The sequence below is a fragment of the Microbacterium sp. PRC9 genome, assembly GCF_031844125.1.
GTDB lineage: Bacteria > Actinomycetota > Actinomycetes > Actinomycetales > Microbacteriaceae > Microbacterium.
Window position 1 is genome coordinate 297,547 of sequence record NZ_JAUZUR010000002.1, and the last position, 15,819, is coordinate 313,365.

Below are 15,819 nucleotides of genomic sequence, written 5' to 3' on the forward strand. Positions count from 1 at the left end.
GAACGACATCGATCCGGCGACCTGATGTCAAGTGTCGAACTGATGCCAATTCGCTAGATAAGCTAGCGATATGACTTCGGCTCACCACGCGAACCGTCGCCCCTCGGGCTGGCTGCGGATCGGGATCCCCGCTCTCCTCGTGCTCATCTGGCTGACCGTGGGATCCATCGGCGGCCCGTACTTCGGCAAGGTCGACGAGGTGTCGAGCAACGACCGCTCGTCGTTCCTCCCCGAGAGCGCGGACGCGACGCAGGTGAACGAGCGGCTTGCCGGGTTCCTCGGCGGCGAGAGCATTCCCGCGGTGGTCGTGGTCACGGGCGACGGTGAGCTCTCGGACGACGACATCGCCGACGTGCAGGCGCTCACCGACGACATCGCCGAGGTCGAGGGGGTGCAGGAGGACGTGTCGCCGCCGATCCCGTCGGAGGACGGCGAGGCAGTGCAGATCTTCGTTCCCATCGACGCCTCGGGTGAAGTGGGGCCGACCGTCGAAGAGATCCGCTCGCTCGTGGCCGAGGACCTGCCGGCCGGGCTCGAGGGCTGGGTCACCGGTCCTGCCGGCTTCACCGCCGATCTCGTCGAGGGCTTCCTGGGGATCGACGGGCTCTTGCTCGGCGTCGCGCTGATCGCGGTGTTCCTGATCCTCGTGATCGTCTACCGCTCGCCGCTGCTGCCGGTGCTGGTGCTCCTGACGTCGGTGTTCGCGCTGTGCGTGGCGCTGCTGACGGTGTGGTGGCTCGCGTACGCCGGCATCGTCGTGCTCAACGGGCAGGTGCAGGGCATCCTGTTCATCCTCGTGATCGGCGCGGCGACCGACTACGCCCTCCTGTACGTCGCCCGGTTCCGCGAATCCATCGCGACCGGCATGTCGAAATGGGATGCCACGCTCTCGGCGTGGCGCGGAGCCTTCGAGCCGATCCTCGCCTCGGGCGGCACGGTGATCGCCGGCCTGCTGTGCCTGCTGCTCTCGGACCTCGCGACCAACCGTGCGCTCGGACCGATCGCGTCCATCGGGATCGCGTTCTCGATGCTGTCGGCGCTGACCTTCCTGCCGGCGCTCCTGGCGCTGTTCGGGCGATCGGCCTTCTGGCCCTTCATCCCGAAGAAGCCGATCGCGATGATCCCCGACGACCTCACGCAGCCGGTCAAGGGCCTCTGGCCGCGCCAGGCGCGGTTCGTCGCCCGTCACGCGCGCGTCGTGTGGATCGCCTGCACGATCGTGCTGCTCGCGGGCGCCGTCGGCATCACGCAGCTCAAGGCCGACGGTGTGCCGACGAGCGATCTCGTGCTGGGCTCCTCCGAGGCGCGCGACGGCCAGGAGGTTCTCGCCGAGCACTTCCCTGCAGGCTCCGGCTCGCCGGTGTACGTGATCGTGCCCGAAGAGGACCTCGCCGACGCGGTCGGCGTCGTCGAGGCATCGGACGGGATCGAGTCCGTGTCGGTCGCCTCGGACGACTCCCCGACGGGGCAGGCAGAGGTCACGGTCGAGGACGGCGAGCCGGTGTTCACCGCAGTGGGCCCGCCCGGCACACCCGCGCCCACGCCGACGGTGTCCGAGGGCGACGTGCTCGTGATCGGAACGCTGACGGACGCTGCCGACTCCGTCGCCGCGGAGGACACCGTCCGTGACCTCCGCGCCGACCTCGACGAGACGCTCGGCGCCGGCACCGCGGTCGTCGGCGGCGAGACGGCCACCGACATCGACACCAACGACACATCGACGCGCGACCGCACGGTGATCATCCCGGTGATCCTCGCGGTGATCCTCGTCATCCTGATGCTGCTGCTGCGCTCGATCCTGGCGCCCGTGCTGCTCATCGGCACCGTCATCCTCTCGTTCGCGACGGCGCTCGGCGTCAGCGCGCTGGTCTTCAACGAGGTGTTCGGCTTCCCGGGGGCGGATCCCGCCGTGCCGCTGTACGGCTTCGTGTTCCTCGTGGCGCTCGGCGTGGACTACAACATCTTCCTGATGTCGCGGGTGCGTGAGGAGTCGCTCGTCCACGGGACGAGACCCGGCATCCTCCGCGGCCTCGTCGCCACCGGCGGGGTGATCACCTCGGCGGGACTGGTCCTCGCGGCGACCTTCGCGGCGCTCGGTGTGATCCCGATCCTGTTCCTCGCGCAGATCGCGTTCATCGTCGCGTTCGGAGTGCTGCTCGACACGTTCATCGTGCGGTCGCTCCTGGTGCCGGCGCTCTCGTACGACATCGGCAAGGCGATCTGGTGGCCGTCGAAGCTGTGGCGGCGGGACATCGGCGGTTCGACAGGCTCAGGGACCGGCGCGAGCGTCGCCGAGCCCGAGAAGCCGGTCGCTGGGTCTGCCGACGCGCTGCCTGCCGAGATCGACCCCGAGCTCGTGGCGGGCGACGGGCACCCGCTCACGCGCGAGGAGTACAGGCGTACGCTCGAACCATGAGCAAGGCGCTGTTCATCGTCGACGTCCAGAACGACTTCACCGAGGGTGGTGCGCTGGGCGTCGAGGGCGGGGACGCTGTGGCGCAGCGCATCTCGGAGTTCCTCGTCACCCATGCCGAGGAGTACGCCGTGATCGTCGCCTCGCGCGATTGGCACCACGCCGAAGGTGACAACGGCGGGCACTTCCACCCGGAGCCGGACTTCGTCGACACGTGGCCGGTCCATTGCGTCAGCGGTACCGAGGGCGCGGAGTACGACCCCGGCCTCGACACGTCGGCGGTGACCCACCACGTCAAGAAGGGGCAGGGCAAGCCCGCGTACTCACTGTTCGAGGGCACGACCGATGACGGCGTGACCGTCGCGCACCTCCTCGAGGAGCACGGCGTGGTCGACGTCGACATCACCGGCATCGCCACCGACTACTGCGTGCGGGCCTCGGCGCTCGACGCCATCGAGCATGGCCGTCACGTCCGCGTCCTCACCGACCTCATCGCCGGCGTCGCGGCGGAATCCAGCGATGCGGCCCTCGCCGAGCTCGCGCACGCCGGCGCCGAACTGCGGCCGTCAGGGCTCGAGGGCGGTGACTGAGCCCGGGGCGCCGACCGCCGAGGGCGTCCGCGCGGCGCTCGAGGACGCAGCATCCGCCGACGAACGCGCCAAGATCGAGCGGCGCATGACCGACGCGCGCACCGAGGTGATCGGCGTGCGCATGGGGACCGTGTTCGACATCGCGAAGGCGAACTCGCGGATGCCGCTCACCGAGGTCGACCGGCTGCTCGACTCCGACGCATATGAGATGCGCATGGTGGCGGTGTCGATCCTCGACTTCCAGGCGCGAATGAAGGGCGTCGACCGCGCGGCACTCTACGAACTGTGGATGCGGCGTCTCGATCGCATCGACACCTGGGACTACATCGACCGGTCCGCGCCGCGCGTCGTGGGGCTCTACCTGCTCGACCACCCGCGCGACGTGCTGTTCGAGCTCGCCCGCTCCGACGACCGCTGGCATCGGCGCACGGCGATCACCGCCGCCTTCTCGATCATCCGCGCCCGGGACCTCGACGACCCGCTCGCGCTGTGCGAGATCCTCGCGGACGATCCGGAGCACCTGGTGCAGACGAACGTGGGCGTCGCTCTGCGCGAGATCGGCCGGGTCGACCCCGGCCGGCTGGAGGAGTTCCTCGCGCGGCGAGGCGACGACCTCAGCGCGCACGCGCGACGCACCGCCCGCACCGCGCTCATCTGAGGCGGGCGACCCGCTACTCTCGGGCTCGTGACCGAGATCCGCCCCCTCGCCCCTGCCGACCGCGACGCCTGGCTCCCGCTCTGGCGCGGCTACATCGAGTTCTACGAGTCCGAGGTGTCGGACGAGCAGACCGCGCTGACGTGGAACCGCCTCCTCGACCCGCAGTTCCCGATCCACGGGGCAGTCGCGACCGACGACGGGCGCGCTATCGGCTTCGTCCACTGGCTCACGCACGCGGCCACGTGGTCGGCGGCGCCCTACGTGTACCTCGAGGACCTCTTCGTCGCCCCCGGCACGCGCGGCAGCGGCGTGGGTCGCGCCCTCATCGCCCACGTGACCGAGTGGGCGCGCGCGCACGACGCGGCGAAGGTGTACTGGCTCACGCAGGAGACCAACACCACCGCGCGGGCCCTCTACGACCGTGTCGCGACGCACACCGGCTTCGTGCACTACGAGATCGGGCTCGGCCGATGAGCGCCTCGGCCCCGACGGAGCGGAGCATCGGCGACCTCGTCGCGACACTGCTCCTGATCGGGTTCTCGGTCGGCGCCGCGGTGGTGCTCTTCTTCGTCTCGCTCGTGTGGGCCATCGGCAACCACGACAACACGGTGGCGATCGTGCTGGGCGGCTACCTGCCGCTGGCCCTCGCCGTGATCGGCGCCGTCGCGGGCATCGTCGCGCTGTCGCGAAAGCATCGCGCGTTCTGGTACCCGTTGATCGCCCTCGTGCTCAGCATCGCCGCCTGGGTCGTCGCCGCCTCGATCGCCCGCTGACCAGGCGCCACCACCCCGTCGCTCATCTCGCCGCGCGCCGCTCCCGCCGGGCCAGGAAGATCACGAAGCCCAGCGCGACCAGGGCGGTGAGGCAGAGCAGGCTGAGCCCGATCGTGTAGCTGTGGGCCTCGGCGTTGTAGGTCGCGCCCATCACGAGCGGCGGGAAGTAGCCGCCGAGCCCGCCCGCGGCACCCACGATTCCGGTGACGGTGCCGACTCGTTCGGCCGGTGCGCGCTGCGCCACCCACGTGAACACCGCGCCGGTGCCGAGTCCGAGGAAGAGCGCCATCAGGACGAACGAGGCTCCCGCAGCGAGCTCGGGCGGCGGCTGCAGCGCGATCACCACCGCCATCACGGCCGCGCCGCTGAGCGAGATGCTGAGCACGGTCGCCGGCCCGATGCGGTCCGACAGCCAGCCGCCGACCGGTCGTGCGATGACCGCGGCGATCGCGAAGCCCGCGGTGCGGGCGCCGGCGTCGGCGAGGTCGTACCCGTAGACCTCCTTGAGGTAGGTCGGGAGGTACGTCGAGAAGGCGACGAAGCCGCCGAAGGTCACGGCGTACAGGAACGCCATCTGCCACGTGACGGCGAGCTTCGACGCCGCCTTGAGCTTGGGCATGACGGGGGCGGTGTTCGGCTTCCACAGCGGCGAATCCCGCATGAAGAGCCAGACGATGACCGCGACCACGAGCAGCGCGCCCGCGATGATGAGGTGCGTGGCGACGTAGCCGAACCACGCCACCATGCGGGGCGTGAAGAACGACGACAGCGCGGTGCCCCCCATGCCGGCGCCGAAGAGGCCGGTGGCGAAGCCGCGCTTGGCGGGCTCGTACCAGGCGTTCACGAAGGGGATGCCGATCGCGAAGGTCGTGCCGGCGATGCCGAGCAGGAACCCGAAGGCGATCATGAGCGCGTAGGACCCCCACACGCCGGCGAGGGCCACCAGTACCACGGGCACGGCAGACGCCGCCGTCAGGACCGTGAACATCAGGCGCCCGCCGAAGCGATCGGTGAACGCACCGGTGAGGATGCGGCCGAGCGATCCGACCAGCACCGGCGTAGCGATGAGCAGCGACGCCTCCGTCGAGGTCAGCCCCATCTCAGCCGTGTACTGCACCGCGAGCGGTGCGACCAGGTTCCACGCCCAGAACGTGATGGTGAAGGCCAGCAGTGCCAGCAGGAGGTTCTTCGTGCGGCCGGGCAGTTCCTGGGTCCCGGTCGCGGCCGTGGCCGCAGCATCCGTCGTCATCGTCGTGTGCCTCCCGTCTTGCCTGTGGTGGTCGCCTTGCGGTCGGGGGTGCGGTCGGTGGTGCCCACGGGCGCCCAGCCGCGGCGGATCCCGCGCGCCGTCGTCGGCCGCCCGTCGCGCGAGCGGTAGATGATGTACGGGCGGAACAGGTAGTGCACCGGCGCGGTGAACGCATGCACGAGCCGGGTGAACGGCCAGATCATGAACAGCACCATGCCGATCACGGTGTGGATCTGGTAGTCGAGCGACGCCTCGCTCATCGCGGCGATGTTCGGCTGGAAGACGAACAGCGACCGGAACCACGGCGAGACCGTGTCGCGGTAGGTGAGCTCCTGGTGGGGCCCGATGACCCCCAGCACCGTGGTCGCGAGGCCCGCGACGATGGCGGCCACCAGCACGACGTACATGGTCTTGTCGTTCTTCGTCGTGGCCATGAACACCGGTCCGGTGGTGCGGCGGCGGTAGATCAGGATGCCGACGCCGACGAGCGTCGCGATCCCCGCCACGGTGCCGAGACCCAGCGCGGCGAGGTGGTACATCTCATCCGAGATGCCGAAGAAGTCGGTCCACGCCTTGGGGATCACGAGGCCGATGACGTGGCCGATGATCACGACGAGGATGCCGAAGTGGAACAGCGGCGAGCCGATGCGCAGCAGCCGCGACTCGTAGAGCTGCGACGAGCGCGTGGTCCAGCCGAACTGGTCGTAGCGGTAGCGCCAGATCGTGCCGCCGACGAGCACCGCGACCATGATGTAGGGGAGGATTCCCCACAGGAACAGGTCCATCAGCGCCTCCCGACCGGCTCGAGCGGCAGCAGCCGTGGGTCGTGGGCGTCGAGGCCGACGGACTCGCGCGGCGGTCCGGCGGCTGCCATCGCCATCGCCTGCTGGCGGTCGGCGGGGGAGCGGCCGGGAAGCGTGTCGCACACCGCCGCGACGACGCCGGCGTACGGCGAGCCGCGCTCGGCGAGGGCGAGGCGGATGAGCTCGAGACTGGGCCGGTACTCCTGCAGCAGCGCCGCGCCCTCGCCCGGCGCGTGCCGTGCGAACTCGAGCACGAGCGGCAGGAAATCGGGCAGCTCGCCCGTGCCGTCGATCGTGAGCCCGGACTCGCGGTACCGCCGCTTCAGATCGGCGAGCACCGCGCCGCGCCGGCGCGTGTCGCCATCGGTCCAGTAGCTCAGGTACAGCGCGTGGCGCCGTGACATGTCGAACGTGTCGACGTACACGGTCTGCACCTCGGAGGCCGGCGTCTTCTCCCACCACTCGAGGAGAGGGGCGAAGGATGCTGCCGCCCGAGGCGCCGCCTCCGACACGGCGCGGCCGATCAGGGCGGCAGAGCCGAGCACGCCGTCATCCGGGTAGCTCAGGCACAGCGACGCTGCCTGGTAGACCACCCGGACGTTCACGACGAGCCCCCTGCCGAGGCATCCGGAGCCGCATCCTTCGGCGGGAAGAGACCGGGCGGTGCGCCGTTGCCGTCCCAGTTGAGGAGGTTGACGCGGCCGCGCAGCGACTCCCCGCCGGCGGCGGCGTCAGAGGTCTGGCGCTCCTTGAGGGCGTGGAAGGTCTCGACCGCGACGGGGACGGGCCGGCCGCTGGCCTCGCCGAACATGCCCGACTCGTTGCCGTACGGGCCGCCGTCGAAGTCGAGCGAGCAGCCGAGTTCTTCGAGCTCGTGCGCGCGCTCGTAGTGGGCGGTCGGGATGACATAGCGGTCCTCGTACTTGGCGATCGCGAGCAGCCGGTACATCGCGTAGATGGACTCGCCGGTCATGCCGACGGCCTCGGGGATCGACTCGTCGCGCTCGCGCTCGAGCGTGATGTCGCGCAGGTACGAGCGCATCGCGGCGAGGCGCCACAGCACGCCGGTGATGATGTCGGTGTCGCCCGCGGTGAAGAGCTCGGCGAGGTACTCGACGGGGATCCGCAGCGCCTCGATCGCGCCGAAGAGGGTGCCGGCGGCCTCCGAGTCGTGTCCCTGGTCGCGCAGCAGGTCGACGATCGGCGACAGCGGCGGGATGTACCAGACCATCGGCATGGTGCGGTACTCGGGGTGCAGCGGCAGCGCCACCCGGTACGTCTTCGCCAGGGCGTAGACGGGCGAGCGGCGCGCGGCATCCATCCAGTCGTCGGGGATGTCGCCCTGTGCGCGCACCGCCGCGATCACCTCGGGGTCGTTCGGGTCGAGCATGAGGTCGAGCTGCGCCTCGTACAGGTCCTTCTCATCGGGCGTCGATGCCGCCTCGGTGACGCGGTCGGCGTCGTAGAGGAAGAGGCCGAGGTAGCGCAGGCGCCCGACGCACGTCTCGGAGCAGACGGTGGGGATGCCGACCTCGAGGCGCGGATAGCACAGCGTGCATTTCTCGGCCTTGCCGGTCTTGTGGTTGAAGTAGATCTTCTTGTACGGGCAGCCGGTGATGCACTGGCGCCAGCCGCGGCAGCGGTCCTGGTCGACGAGCACGATGCCGTCCTCGGCCCGCTTGTAGATCGCGCCCGACGGGCACGACGCCATGCACGACGGGTTGAGGCAGTGCTCGCAGATCCGCGGCAGGTAGAACATGAACGTCTTCTCGAACTGCAGCTTGATCTTGTCTTCCGACTCGCGCCGCACGCGCTCGACGATCGGGTCGAGATGGCCCATCTCGCTCGCGCCGCCGAGGTCGTCGTCCCAGTTCGCCGACCACGTGATCTTCGTGTCCTCGCCGGTGATGAGCGACTTCGGCCGGGCGACTGGGAAGTCGTCGCCGAGGGGCGCGTCGATGAGCGTCTCGTAGTCGTAGGTCCAGGGCTCGTAGTAGTCCTCGAGCTTCGGCTGCACCGGCGACGAGAAGATCGAGAACAGGCGCTTCGCGCGGCTGCCCGTGCGCAGCGACAGTCGCCCGCGCTTGTTGAGCGTCCACCCGCCGCGCCACTGCTCCTGGTCCTCGTAGCGGCGCGGGTAGCCTTGGCCCGGCCGGGTCTCGACGTTGTTGAACCAGACGTATTCGGTGCCGGCCCGGTTCGTCCACGCCTGCTTGCATGTGACCGAGCAGGTGTGGCACCCGATGCACTTGTCGAGGTTCATGACCATGCCCATCTGGGCCATCACGCGCATCAGAACACCACCTCCTGCGAGCGACGGCGCACCGTCGCCACCATGTCGCGTTGATTGCCGGTCGGCCCCAGATAGTTGAACGTGTACGACAGCTGCGCGTACCCGCCGATGAGGTGCGTCGGTTTGACGAGCAGCCTCGTGACGGAGTTGTGGATGCCTCCGCGCCGGCCGGTCGCCTCGGACTTCGGCACGTCGATCGTGCGCTCCTGCGCGTGGTGCACGTAGACGACGCCGGTGGGCATGCGATGCGACACGATCGCCCGCGCCACGAGCACGCCGTTCGAGTTCACGCACTCGACCCAGTCGTTGTCGGCGGCGCCGATGGCCGCGGCGTCCGCCGGACTCATCCAGACCGTGGGGCCGCCGCGCGACAGCGACAGCATGAAGAGGTTGTCCTGGTACTCGGAGTGGATCGACCACTTCGAGTGGGGCGTGAGGTAGCGCACCACCACCTGCTGCTCGCCGTTCGGGCCGAGCTTGGGCTCGCCGAACAGGCGGTGCATATCGAGCGGCGGGCGGTAGATCGGCAGGGCCTCGCCGAGGTCGCGCATCCACGCGTGGTCGAGGTAGAAGTGCATGCGCCCGGTGAGGGTGTGGAAGGGCTTGAGCCGCTCGATGTTGACGGTGAACGGCGCGTACCGGCGCCCGCCCGTCTCGGAGCCGGACCACTCCGGCGACGTGATCACCGGCACCGGCGCCGCCTGCGTCATCGCGAACGTGATGCGCTTCTCCTCGGAACCCTCGGCGAGATCGGCGAGCGGCTTGCCCACGCGCTTCTCGAGGGTGCGGAAGCCCTGCGACGCGAGTTCGCCGTTCGTCGTGCCCGAGAAAGCCAGGATCGCCTCGGCCATCTTGACGTCGGTGTCCATCGCGGGCCTGCCATCGGCTGCGCCCCCGAGCATGACGCCGTTCTTCTGGGCGAGCCGCTCGACCTCGTGCGCCACGTCGTAGGTCACGTTCTTGATCGTGAACCCGAGCTGGTCGGCGAGAGGCCCGACGGCGGCGAGCTTGTCGGCGATCGCGGTGTAGTCGCGCTCCACGACCGTGAACTGCGGCATGGTCTTGCCCGGGATGCCGGCGGTGTCGCCGCGCGCCCAGTCCCGCACCTCGCCGCCGGGCTGCGACGTCTCGCCCGGGGTGTCGTGCTGCATGGGCACCGAGACGAGGTCTTTCCGCGTCCCCAGGTGGGTGCGCGCCTGCGCCGAGAATTCGACGGCGATCGCATGGAACAGGTCGAAGTCGCTCTTCGCCTCCCACGGCGGGTCGATCGCCGGGGTGAAGGCGTGCACGAACGGGTGCATGTCGGTCGACGACAGGTCGTGCTTCTCGTACCAGGTCGCGGCCGGGAAGACGACGTCCGACAGCAGCGTCGTCGAGGTCATGCGGAAGTCGGCCGACACGAGCAGGTCGAGCTTGCCCTCGGGGATCTCGTCGTGCCACTTCACGTCGTTCGGGCGCACGCTCGCCTCGTCCGTCGCCATCACGTTGTTGTGCGTGCCGAGCAGGTACTTGAGGAAGTACTCGTTGCCCTTCGCGCTCGATCCCATGAGGTTCGACCGCCACAGCGTGAGCAGGCGCGGCCAGTTCTCCGGCGCGTCGACGTCGGCGATCGCGGGCTGCAGCTCGCCGGACGAGAGCTGCGAGGCGACGAAGGATGCGGCATCCGCCGCCTCTCCGTTCGCCACCGCCGCGTCGGCCCGGTCGGCGAGGTCGAGCGGGTTGACGTCGAACTGGGGGTAGAACGGCATCCAGCCGAGGCGCGCGGACTGGGCGATCGTGTCAGCGGTGTGCATGCCGGCGAGGTTGCCCTCGGCGAGCGGCGACGCCAGTGCGTCGGCGGAGTAACCGTCGAAGCGCCACTGGTCGGTGTGCATGTACCAGTACGCGGTGCCGATCATCGTCCGCGGCGGGCGGCTCCAGTCGAGGGCGTTCGCCAGCGACAGCCAGCCGGTGATCGGGCGGCACTTCTCCTGCCCGACGTAGTGCGCCCAGCCGCCGCCGTTGCGCCCCATCGACCCGGTGAGGATCAGGAGCGCCAGGATGGCCCGGTACGTCGCATCGCCGTGGAACCACTGACAGATGCCGGCGCCCATGATGATCATCGAGCGGCCGTTCGACTCGATGGCGTTGGCCGCGAACTCGCGTGCGATGCGCGTGCACGCCTGCGCCGGCACGCCGGTGATCTCCTCCTGCCACGCGGGCGTGTACGGCGACTCGGCGTCGTCGAGCCCGGTCGGCCAGTCGCCGGGCAGCCCATCACGGGGGACGCCGTACTGGGCGAGCATCAGGTCGAGGACGGTCGTCACCAGGATGCCGCCCACCCGCGTCGCCGGGACGCCTCGGTGCAGCACGGCTCCCTCGCCGTCGGCGGAGTCGAAGCGGGGGAGCAGCACTTCCACGGCCTCAGGAGTTCCCGCTGCGTCGGGGAGGTCGGCGATGGACAGCGCCGGTTCCACGCCCTCGAGGTCGAGGTTCCAGCGACCCTCGCCGGACGCGGCGTACCGGAAGCCCATCGAGCCGTTGGGCACGCGCGCAGTGCCGGTCGCGGCATCCAGCACCACCGTCTTCCACTCGTCTTCGGGGGTGCCGCCGCCGAGGTCTTTCGAAGTGACGAACGTGCCGGGAACATACGCGCCGTCGCGCTCGGTGAGCCGCACGAGGTGGGGGAGGTCGGTGTACTGGCGCGCGAAGTCGGCGAAGAACGGCACGCGGCGGTCGACGTAGTTCTCCTTGAGCACCACGTGGCCCATCGCCATCGCGAGTGCCGCGTCGGTGCCGGCCTGGCACGGCAGCCATTCGTCGGCGAACTTCGTATTGTCGGCGTAGTCAGGGCTGACCGTGACCACCTTCGTGCCGCGGTAGCGCACCTCGGCCATCCAATGCGCGTCGGGCGTGCGGGTGACCGGCACGTTCGAGCCCCACATCATCAGGTACGTGGCGTCCCACCAGTCACCGGACTCGGGAACATCGGTCTGATCGCCGAACACCTGCGGGCTCGCGACCGGGAGGTCGGCGTACCAGTCGTAGAACGACGTCATCACGCCGCCGACGAGCTGCGTGAAGCGCGTGCCGATGCAGTGCGACACCATCGACATCGCCGGGATCGGCGAGAAGCCCGCCACCCGGTCGGGGCCGTACTCCTTGATCGTGTGCACGTACCCGGCGGCGACGAGCTCGACCGCCTCGCGCCATGACGCGCGCACGAGACCCCCCTTGCCGCGCGCCTGCTGGTAGCGGCGGCGCGTCTCGGGGTTCTTCGTGATCTCGCCGAAAGCGAGCACCGGGTCACCGGTGCGGGCCTTCGCCGCGCGGTATTCCTCGAGCAGCACGCCCCGGATGTACGGGTAGCGCACGCGGGTGGGGGAGTAGGTGTACCACGAAAAAGCAGCCCCGCGGGGACACCCGCGGGGCTCGTACTCGGGACGGTCGGGGCCGACGCTCGGATAGTCGGTCTCCTGGGCCTCCCACGTGATGATGCCGTCCTTGACGTACACCTTCCACGAACAGGAGCCCGTACAGTTCACGCCGTGCGTCGACCGGACGACCTTGTCGTGGCTCCACCGATCGCGGTAGAACGCGTCGCCCTCGCGCCCGCCTTCGAGGAAGGCGGCACGATGATCGGCGGTTTCGTCCCACCTCGTGAAGAACCGCCCTGCGCGCAGCAAGGCGTCGGAAGCCGGACCGTCCACACCGATCTGGGGCGTCATGACTCGGACCCTAGCGAAACGTCCGGATGTTGCACCAGGGGGGCGCGCCGGAGAACCGACGGCTGGACGGCCGCTCGATCGAGTGGAAGTGGTGCCCCCACAGGGACTCGAACCCTGGACCCACGGATTAACCTGCTGCACTGGGCTTTCCCCAGCCACCGTCTCCGGCTTGCAGTCTGGACTATATCTTCACCTTCGGCCGGACCGGTCAGGTGCGCCGCGTGTAGTCTCTGAGGTTCCCTTGCGGTTACCTGCTGATTACCCAATCCCTCGGATTGTCACTGCCGTCTCCGGCGAGTACCTCGGGCTCTCAGGGCGTCCCAGCATATAGCGGCGGTCATCCGACGCATTTCTGCGCCGGCGCTCCATTTTGTTCTGTTGAAGTCCGTTGCTCTAACCAACTGAGCTATAGGGGCCTGTCCACCCTAGCAATCCGAGAGCGATGCTCGGAGCGTCGGTGCCCGGCTCTACGATCGGCGCTGCTGATGTTCGATCCACGCGAGGAGGCCGACCAACGTGCTGAAACGCTGCGGGACGTGCCGTGAGTTCAAGCCCCTCACGGAGTTCAACCGGAAGTCCGCGCGTGCCGATGGTCTGCAGGAGGTCTGCCGACACTGCAATCGCGAGTCTTCCCGCGCCTACTACGCCCGCAATCGCGAGCGGCATGTGCAGGTCATCGTGGAACGCACGGCGATGCGTCGCGCGGCGGCGAAAGCCTTCCTCGCCGTATATCTCCGCGAGCACCCGTGCGTCGACTGCGGGATCGGTGACTTGCGCGTGCTCGATTTCGATCATCGACCCGGCGACGGGAAACGCAAGGACGTCATGGCAATGGTGCGGGAAGGCTTCAGCATCGCCAAGCTCGAAGAGGAGATCGCCAAGTGCGATGTCCGGTGTCGCAACTGCCACGCGATCGTGACGCTCGAGCGGGGCGGCGTGAACTGGCGGTCTGAGGCGATGCGCCGAGCGATGGACCGATAGCTCGGTCAGCGGTTCCCGTTGCCGTTTCCGTTCCCGCTGTTGCTGCCGGGGCCGCTGCCGTTCCCGTTCCCATTGCCGTTGCCGTTGTTGTTGCCGGGTCCGCTGTTGTCGCTCCCGCCTCCACCGGTGTCCGCCGGCGGCGCCTCGTCGGGAGTGACCTCCTCGGCGGGCGCGTTCACCGGTGCTTCCTCGACCGGAGCGTCCTCCGTCGGTGCCGGGGAAACCTGCTCGACGGGGGAAGTCGGCGCGGGCTCGGGTTCCGCACCCCAACTGTTCGCCAGCCAGAGCGTTCCGAGAGCGATCGCGATCGCAAGGAGCGCCGCGAGCACTGCGCCGATCAGCAGCGTCCGACGCGAGGGACGACGCTCGTCGTCCGGCACAGTGGGGAGGACCGGTGCCGGTGCGGCAGCATCCGTCTCCTCGGCAATCCTCAGACCGGCCACCGACATACGGGCATCGCGGCGCAGCGCTCCGGGCGCGACGGGAGGCGATGCGGGTGCCGGCGGGGGAAAGACCTGAGTGGGGCCCGTGGCGATCGTGGCGATCGGCGCGGTCGACGGGTCGGCGTTCTCGCGGGCGATGGTGTTCTCCATCGCTGCCAGGCGCGACGCCGTGGCGACGATCTCGAGCGCCGTCGGCCGGTCGTCGGGGCGGATCGCGGTCATCCCGCGCAGCAGACCCTGCCATGCCGGATGGAGGGACTCCGGGATCCTCGGCGCCGCCGACAGTCGCGCCATGACCGTGCCGATGCCCTCGGCCTCCCCGAACGGGCGTTCGCCCGTCAGCGCCTCGATGAGCAGCAGACCGAAGGCATAGATGTCGGCGGGTGGCGCCGGCGCGACACCTCGAGCCTGCTCCGGCGCGACGTACGCCATCGTGCCCACGATGACGCCCGGGGTGGTCACCCGGGCCGAGTCCATCAGGTAGGCGATGCCGAAATCGGCCAGCTTCGCGCGCCACTCCCACCCGGGCCGCGGCGAGGACCACAGGAGCACGTTGGAAGGCTTGATGTCGCGGTGCACGACCCCGTGGTCGTGTGCCACGTGGAGCCCTTCCGCGATGTCGATCGCGATCGAGGCGACCACGCGGGGATCGACGGGTCCTCGTGCGATCAGGTCGCGCAGCGTGATGCCGTCGACGAGTTCCATGACCAGATAGCTGCTCTCATCCGTGCCGACCCGGGCATCGAACACGGTGACGAGCGAATGATGGCTGAGGGAGGCGAGCAGCGTCGTCTCGGACAGGGCGCGCTCGACGGAGCCGATGGCGTCGGTCGGCTCACGGAACACCTTCACGGCGACGGCACGCTGCAGATGGGTGTCGTCGGCGCGATACACGCGCGCCATGCCGCCCTCTCCGATGCGTTCCCGCAGCAGGTAGCGCCCGTCCAAGAGCTCGCCGGTGGCGATCTCTCCGGACGCGAGCAGGTCAGTCACATGTCCTCCCACCCGTTGCGCGCACCCCTCCGGCGCCGCATCGGGCCTTGTTCCACGGTACGGACTGCCCTCCTCGCCGACTGAGGGGTTGACGAGGCTCCCCCCGACGTGCAAGCGCGTGCAGCGCGGCCGCCGGCGCACCTCGCAGGCGCCGGCGGCCGCGCCGCCCCCACATGGCCGGCGTGACGCCGGCGTTCGGTCACTGAGCCGGAGGCATCAGGACCGCGTCGATGAGGTACACGGTGGCGTTGGCGGTCTGCACGCCGCCGCAGATCACGTTGGCGTCATTGACCTTCCACATGTCGCCCTCGCCCGTGACCTCGAGGTCGGACCCCTGCACCGTGGTGTGGGTGCCCGCGATGTCGGCCGGCTCGATCCGGCCCGGAACCACGTGGTAGGTGAGGATCGACGTCAGCGTCGCGCTGTCGGTCTTCAGCGACTCGATGGTGGCGGGGTCGATCATCGCGAAGGCGTCGTCCACCGGCGCGAACACCGTGAACTCGTCTCCGTTCAGCGTGTCGACGAGGTTCACGTCGGGATTGAGCTGCCCGCTCACGGCGGCGGTCAGCGTCGTCAGCATCGGATTGTTGGATGCCGCGACCGCGACCGGATCCGCCGACATGCCTTCGATCGATCCGTCTCCGTCCGGCACGGCTTCGGCGTACGCCGCGCAGCCGGGGCCGACGAGGTCGGCGGCGGGATCGGCCGTCATCGGCTCCTCGCTGGCCTCCATCGAGGGTGTCGACGTCGAAGGTTCGGTCGTGGATTCTGCGGTCGATCCGCCCATCGAACAGGCGGACAGCGCGAAGGTCGCGGCGACGGCGAGCATCAGTCCTGCCGACACGCGCTTCCGGGTGATGCGAGACATCTTTTCCTCCTCTGTGCGGTCCTCGGACCGCGGTCTGCGTGTCCCCGG

13 protein-coding genes are annotated in these 15,819 nt (G+C 69.5%); 6 read left to right on the forward strand and 7 right to left on the reverse strand.

Features of this window, described 5'->3' with window-relative positions; genetic code table 11:
* Window positions 1-70 precede the first annotated feature (70 nt).
* Genes Q9R33_RS05000 through Q9R33_RS05020 form a run of 5 tightly spaced genes read left to right on the forward strand, consistent with a single transcriptional unit; the run spans window position 71 to window position 4,434 of the window.
* The gene (locus Q9R33_RS05000; RefSeq protein WP_311293054.1) at window positions 71-2,416 is read left to right on the forward strand and encodes an MMPL family transporter; all 2,346 of its coding nucleotides are present in this window, start codon (window positions 71-73) and stop codon (window positions 2,414-2,416) included.
* The gene (locus Q9R33_RS05005) at window positions 2,413-3,003 is read left to right on the forward strand and encodes an isochorismatase family protein (RefSeq protein WP_310245410.1); all 591 of its coding nucleotides are present in this window, start codon (window positions 2,413-2,415) and stop codon (window positions 3,001-3,003) included. Before Q9R33_RS05000 ends, Q9R33_RS05005 begins: the two co-directional genes overlap by 4 nt.
* Complete coding sequence (locus tag Q9R33_RS05010; RefSeq protein ID WP_200919485.1) at window positions 2,996-3,661, forward strand: DNA alkylation repair protein; 666 nt, start codon at window positions 2,996-2,998, stop codon at window positions 3,659-3,661. The genes Q9R33_RS05005 and Q9R33_RS05010 overlap by 8 nt, the downstream gene beginning before the upstream one ends.
* Before the next feature lie 27 nt (window positions 3,662-3,688).
* On the forward strand, window positions 3,689-4,135 hold the full coding sequence (locus Q9R33_RS05015; RefSeq protein ID WP_056369435.1) for a GNAT family N-acetyltransferase: 447 nt from the start codon (window positions 3,689-3,691) through the stop codon (window positions 4,133-4,135).
* On the forward strand, window positions 4,132-4,434 hold the full coding sequence (locus tag Q9R33_RS05020) for a hypothetical protein (RefSeq protein WP_056369437.1): 303 nt from the start codon (window positions 4,132-4,134) through the stop codon (window positions 4,432-4,434). Before Q9R33_RS05015 ends, Q9R33_RS05020 begins: the two co-directional genes overlap by 4 nt.
* Window positions 4,435-4,456: 22 nt before the next feature.
* On the opposite strand, the gene Q9R33_RS05025 is transcribed toward Q9R33_RS05020, so the two are convergent.
* Genes Q9R33_RS05025 through Q9R33_RS05045 form a run of 5 tightly spaced genes read right to left on the reverse strand, consistent with a single transcriptional unit; the run spans window position 4,457 to window position 12,486 of the window.
* Window positions 4,457-5,683, reverse strand: coding sequence for a NarK/NasA family nitrate transporter (locus Q9R33_RS05025; RefSeq protein ID WP_045298044.1), 1,227 nt, complete (start codon window positions 5,681-5,683; stop codon window positions 4,457-4,459).
* A complete protein-coding gene (gene narI / locus Q9R33_RS05030; RefSeq protein WP_056369439.1) occupies window positions 5,680-6,468 on the reverse strand; it encodes a respiratory nitrate reductase subunit gamma in 789 nt (262 codons plus the stop codon). Before narI ends, Q9R33_RS05025 begins: the two co-directional genes overlap by 4 nt.
* Complete coding sequence (narJ, locus tag Q9R33_RS05035; RefSeq protein WP_045298048.1) at window positions 6,468-7,091, reverse strand: nitrate reductase molybdenum cofactor assembly chaperone; 624 nt, start codon at window positions 7,089-7,091, stop codon at window positions 6,468-6,470. Before narJ ends, narI begins: the two co-directional genes overlap by 1 nt.
* The gene (narH, locus tag Q9R33_RS05040) at window positions 7,088-8,779 is read right to left on the reverse strand and encodes a nitrate reductase subunit beta (RefSeq protein WP_056369443.1); all 1,692 of its coding nucleotides are present in this window, start codon (window positions 8,777-8,779) and stop codon (window positions 7,088-7,090) included. The genes narJ and narH overlap by 4 nt, the downstream gene beginning before the upstream one ends.
* Complete coding sequence (locus tag Q9R33_RS05045; protein ID WP_311293055.1) at window positions 8,779-12,486, reverse strand: nitrate reductase subunit alpha; 3,708 nt, start codon at window positions 12,484-12,486, stop codon at window positions 8,779-8,781. Before Q9R33_RS05045 ends, narH begins: the two co-directional genes overlap by 1 nt.
* Before the next feature lie 516 nt (window positions 12,487-13,002).
* On the opposite strand from Q9R33_RS05045, the gene Q9R33_RS05050 reads away from it, so the two are divergent.
* Window positions 13,003-13,467 carry a hypothetical protein gene (locus Q9R33_RS05050; protein ID WP_311293056.1) on the forward strand — a complete coding sequence of 155 codons (465 nt, stop codon included), beginning with the start codon at window positions 13,003-13,005 and terminating at the stop codon, window positions 13,465-13,467.
* Between the two features lie 5 nt (window positions 13,468-13,472).
* On the opposite strand, the gene Q9R33_RS05055 is transcribed toward Q9R33_RS05050, so the two are convergent.
* On the reverse strand, window positions 13,473-14,903 hold the full coding sequence (locus Q9R33_RS05055; protein WP_311293057.1) for a serine/threonine-protein kinase: 1,431 nt from the start codon (window positions 14,901-14,903) through the stop codon (window positions 13,473-13,475).
* A 199-nt stretch (window positions 14,904-15,102) separates the two neighbouring features.
* Window positions 15,103-15,771 (reverse strand): fasciclin domain-containing protein, encoded by a 669-nt coding sequence (locus Q9R33_RS05060; protein WP_311293058.1) that lies wholly within the window; start codon window positions 15,769-15,771, stop codon window positions 15,103-15,105.
* Window positions 15,772-15,819: the final 48 nt, after the last annotated feature.

Excerpts from the sequence above, each read along its gene's own strand:
- Q9R33_RS05025 (WP_045298044.1), bottom strand. The coding sequence starts at position 5,683 with ATGACGACGGATGCTGCGGCCACGGCCGCGACCGGGACCCAGGAACTG.
- narI (WP_056369439.1), bottom strand. The coding sequence starts at position 6,468 with ATGGACCTGTTCCTGTGGGGAATCCTCCCCTACATCATGGTCGCGGTG.
- Q9R33_RS05060 (WP_311293058.1), bottom strand. The coding sequence starts at position 15,771 with ATGTCTCGCATCACCCGGAAGCGCGTGTCGGCAGGACTGATGCTCGCC.
- Q9R33_RS05005 (WP_310245410.1), top strand. The coding sequence starts at position 2,413 with ATGAGCAAGGCGCTGTTCATCGTCGACGTCCAGAACGACTTCACCGAG.
- narH (WP_056369443.1), bottom strand. The coding sequence starts at position 8,779 with ATGCGCGTGATGGCCCAGATGGGCATGGTCATGAACCTCGACAAGTGC.
- Q9R33_RS05000 (WP_311293054.1), top strand. The coding sequence starts at position 71 with ATGACTTCGGCTCACCACGCGAACCGTCGCCCCTCGGGCTGGCTGCGG.
- Q9R33_RS05020 (WP_056369437.1), top strand. The coding sequence starts at position 4,132 with ATGAGCGCCTCGGCCCCGACGGAGCGGAGCATCGGCGACCTCGTCGCG.
- Q9R33_RS05045 (WP_311293055.1), bottom strand. The coding sequence starts at position 12,486 with ATGACGCCCCAGATCGGTGTGGACGGTCCGGCTTCCGACGCCTTGCTG.